The 4,504-nt window shown below is 70.6% G+C and carries 1 protein-coding gene; it reads right to left on the bottom strand.

From position 1 onward, the window contains the following. Window positions 1-4,504, bottom strand: a 4,504-nt coding sequence (locus tag FJV41_RS56955; RefSeq protein WP_497812676.1) for a molecular chaperone DnaJ, incomplete at both ends; no start/stop codon positions are given.

Genomic DNA, 4,504 nt, shown 5'->3' with positions numbered 1-4,504 from the left:
GGGCCGGGCTCGGCCACGGGCGTCGCGGCGGTGGTGGCCGGGGCGCCCCGATTCCCGAGGACGCCCATGTTCTCCATGGCACGGCGCAGCAGGCGCTGGCGCCGCAGCTTCGCTGCCTCGTCGGGATTGGAGGGATCTGCCGCCACGTCGTCCTCGTCGAAATCCCAGTCGTCTAGATCACCGGACGGCTCGGACCACGCAGTCTCGCCAGTTGGGCCGGTGTTGTCACCGGGGAAGGTCTCGAAGTCCGATTCAATGGTCGCCTCGACGATGCCTTCAACGGGAGGCTCGTCGACGTTCGCCTGATTGACATCCGAGCGGACGAGCGTCTCCAGGTGGGCATCCACGTGCTGGAGCGCGGCCTCGAAGGAGGCGGTCAGCGTTTCGGCGGCCTCGTCCTTGTCGAATGAGACGATGCGCCAGAGGTCGTCCTCGGTGGCCCTGCCGCTCTTGGGGGGCGTGGGCCCCAGGCGCAGCGGCGGCGGCGCGGCGACAGGGGCGGGACGGGTGGCCCACAGGCTGTCGTCGGTCTCCTGCTCGACAGACTCCTCGTCGGGGCTCTCCTCGGGCTCCACGGGCATGAGGACGGGAGGGCCGTCCAGGGCGACAGGGGTGAGGACGGGCGGCCCCGCGACGGTGCGTGGAGGCAGGGAGGGCGGTGTGGGCAGCGGATCCGCGGCGGCCCAGAGCTCGGGCTCGGGTTCGAGTTCGAGCAGCGGCAGGTCGGACTCGGACTCGGCCGGCGGCGTGAGGAGGGTCTCCTTCGCGCGCCAGGACTCGTCCTGGACGGGGACTCGGTCCCGGGTCCGGGTGGGAGGCACGGTGCCCGGAGGCTCGTCCGCGAGCCAGGGCTCGAGCGGCTGGGACTTCGAGCGCCGCAGCGCCTCTTCCATGTCGTGGAGGAGCTCCGCCTGGGCGCGCTCCCGGGCCGTTCGCAAGGCTTCGCGGCTTTCGGCATGGAGGGGGAGGCTCGCCTGGGACGAAGACGCCGCGAGCGGCGGGACGTTGGAGGCGCGGGGGAAGGGGTTCGCGGGAGGCGGCTCATCGGGATCCGCGGGGATGATGTCCCCGACGTCGAGAGTGAGCGCGTCGATGTCGTCCGAGGCGTCAGCGTCGGGGGCCGAGGGCGCGGGGAGCTGGAGGGCCTGCTCCGGCGCGAGCCGGGCCTCTTCGGCGATGTGCTGCTCGTCGGACTGAAGGGCTTCGGCGGCGAGGCGGGCTTCCTCGGCTTGCCGTGCCTCGTCGGCGAGGCGCTGCTCCTCCGCGAGGCGGGCCTGTTCAGCGTGACGCACTTCCTTCGCGCGCCGCACCGCATCCGCGCGGCGACGCTCGACTTCGAGACGGACTTCCTCCGCGTGACGCGCCTCTTCCTCAAGCCGGGCCTCCTCGGCGAGTCGCTCTTCCTCTGCGAGAAGCTGGGCTTCTTCGGCCAGGCGGATGATTTCGGTACGCTGTTCTTCCTCGGCGCGGAGCCGAGCTTCTTCGGCCAGACGGGCTTCCTCGGCGCGCTGTTCTTCCTCGGCGCGGAGCCGAGCCTCTTCCGTCAGCCGAGCTTCTTCCGCGAGGCGCTCTTCCTCGGCTCGGAGTCGACCCTCTTCCGCCACCCGGGCCTCCTCAGCGAGCCGAGCCTCTTCCTCGCGGCGCTCTTCCGCGAGTCGTGCCTCTTCCGCGAGCCGGGCCTCTTCCTCGCGGCGCTCCTCAGCGAGTCGTGCCTCTTCAGCGAGTCGTGCCTCTTCCTCGCGGCGCTCCTCAGCGAGTCGTGCCTCTTCAGCGAGTCGTGCCTCTTCCTCGCGGCGCTCCTCGGCGAGCCGGGCCTCTTCAGCGAGTCGCTCTTCCTCCGCACGAACCCGAGCTTCCTCCGCGAGCCGAGCCTCTGCCGCGAGCCGAGTCTCCTCAGCGCGTTGCTCTTCCTCCGCGCGGACCCGCACCTCTTCGGCGAGTCGAGCCTCTTCAGCGAGGCGATCCTCTTCCGCCCGCCGGACCTCTTCGGCGAGTCGGGCCTCTTCAGCACGGCGCTCGTCTTCCGCACGAACCCGAGCCTCTTCTGCGAGCCGAGCCTCTTCCTCGCGACGCTCTTCCTCCGCACGGGCCCGCGCCTCTTCCGCTAGCCGAGCCTCTTCCGCTAGCCGAGCCTCCTCAGCTAGGCGGGCCTCTTCCGCGCGTTTCTCTTCCTCTGCACGAACCCGAGCCTCTTCAACGAGCCGAGCCTCCTCAGCAAGCCGAGCCGCTTCCGCGCGGCGATCTTCCTCCGCACGGGCCCGAGCCTCTTCCGCTAGCCGAGCCTCTTCCGCTAGCCGAGCCTCTTCAGCGACCCGAGCCTCTTCAGCGCGTCGCTCTTCAGCGACGCGAGCCTCTTCAGCGCGTCGCTCTTCAGCCAGCCGGGACTCTTCAGCCAGCCGAGCCTCTTCCGCGAGTCGTTCTTCCTCGGCACGGAGTCGCGCCTCTTCGGCGAGTCGGGTCTCTTCCGCACGAACCCGAGCCTCCTCCGCGAGCCGGGCTTCTTCAGCGAGTCGCTCTTCCTCCGCACGGACCCGAGCCTCCGCGAGCCGGGCTTCTTCAGCGAGTCGCTCTTCCTCTGCGCGGACCCGCACCTCTTCGGCGAGTCGAGCCTCTTCAGCGAAGCGCTCCTCTTCCGCCAGCCGAGCCTCTTCGGCGAGTCGGGCATCTTCAGCGCGGCGCTCTTCTTCCGCACGAACCCGAGCCTCTTCAGCGAGCCGAGTCTCTTCAGCGAGCCGAGCCTCTTCCGCGAGCCGGGCCTCTTCCGCGAGCCGAGCCTCTTCAGCGAGCCGGGCCTCTTCCTCGCGGCGCTCTTCCTCTGCACGAACCCGAGCCTCTTCGGCGAGTCGGGCCTCTTCAGCGAGCCGAGCCACTTCAGCGAGCCGAGCCTCTTCAGCGAGCCGGGCCTCTTCCTCGCGTTGTTCTTCCTCGGCACGGAGTCGAGCCTCTTCAGCGCGTAGCTCTTCAGCGAGCCGCGCCTCTTCAGCGAGCCGTGCCTCTTCCGCGAGCCGAGCCTCTTCAGCGAGCCGCGTCTCTTCAGCGAGCCGCGCCTCTTCAGCGAGCCGCGCCTCTTCAGCGAGCCGGGCCTCTTCAGCGAGCCGAGCCTCTTCAGCGAGCCGGGCCTCCTCAGCGAGCCGAGCCTCCTCAGCGAGCCGAGCCTCCTCAGCGAGCCGAGCCTCCTCAGCGAGGCGTTCTTCCTCAGCACGAGCCCGCGCCTCTTCAGCGAACCGAGCCTCTTCAGCAAGCCGAGCCTCTTCAGCGAGCTGGGCCTCCTCAGCGAGCCGAGCCTCTTCCGCGCGGCGCTCTTCCTCAGCACGGACCCGAGCCTCTTCAGCGAGCCGAGCCTCTTCAGCGAGCCGAGCCTCTTCAGCGAGCCGTGCCTCTTCAGCGAGCCGTGCCTCTTCAGCGAGCCGTGCCTCTTCCGCGAGCCGTGCCTCTTCCGCGCGACGCTCTTCCTCCGCACGGACCCGGGCCTCTTCGGCGAGCCGGGCCTCTTCAGCGAGTCGCTCTTCCTCCGCACGGACCCGGGCCTCTTCGGCAAGTCGCGCCTCTTCGGCGAGCCGGGCCTCTTCAGCGAGTCGCTCTTCCTCCGCACGGACCCGGGCCTCTTCGGCAAGTCGCGCCTCTTCAGCGAGCCGGGCCTCTTCCGCGAGTCGCTCTTCCTCCGCACGGACCCGGGCCTCTTCGGCAAGTCGCGCCTCTTCAGCGAGCCGGGCCTCTTCCGCGAGTCGCTCTTCCTCCGCACGGACCCGAGCCTCTTCAGCCAGCCGGGCCTCTTCCGCGAGCCGAGCCTCTTCAGCCAGCCGCGCCTTTTCAGCGAGTCGGGCCTCTTCAGCCACCCGAGCCTCTTCAGCCAGCCGCGCAGCCTCCGCCCGCCGCTCTTCCTCGGCACGGATCCGCGCCTCTTCCGCGAGCCGGGCCTCCTCGGCAAGCCGAGCCACTTCGGCGAGCCGGGCCTCTTCCGCGAGTCGCTCCTCCTCGGCGCGAATCCAAGCCTCTGCCGCCAGCCGAGCAGCCTCCGCACGCCGGGCCTCTTCCGCCCGCCGTTCTTCCTCGGCACGAGCCCGGGCCTCTTCCGCCCGCCGTTCTTCCTCCGCCCGAACCCTCGCCTCTTCCGCGAGCCGAGCCTCCTCGGCACGAATCCGAGCCTCTTCCGCGAGCCGAGCCTCTTCAATCGCACGGAGTCGGGCTTCCTCCGCCAGCCGAGCCTCCTCCGCCCGCCGACGAGCCTCCTCCTCGGCGCGGAGCCGCTCCTCCTCCGCCCTCCTGCGCGCCGCTTCCTCCTCCTGCCTGCGCGCCTCCTCCCTCGCCTCCCACTCCTCCACCGACAGCGCCTCGACGCCCCCCTCGCGCTCCAACACGAGCAACAGCGCCTCGCGCGCGGGCGTCAGCGACTCCGGCTCACGAAACTCCCCCAACGTCCTCAGCAACTCCCGCTCGGACGCATCCGTCAGCCACGGCTCGCACACGGCCACATCCGCGCACCGGAACACCCGCCCCTTCGCCC

This window comes from Myxococcus llanfairpwllgwyngyllgogerychwyrndrobwllllantysiliogogogochensis (genome assembly GCF_006636215.1).
In the GTDB taxonomy this organism is placed as follows: Bacteria; Myxococcota; Myxococcia; order Myxococcales; family Myxococcaceae; genus Myxococcus; species Myxococcus llanfairpwllgwyngyllgogerychwyrndrobwllllantysiliogogogochensis.
This window is presented reverse-complemented; position numbering and strand designations above follow the sequence as displayed.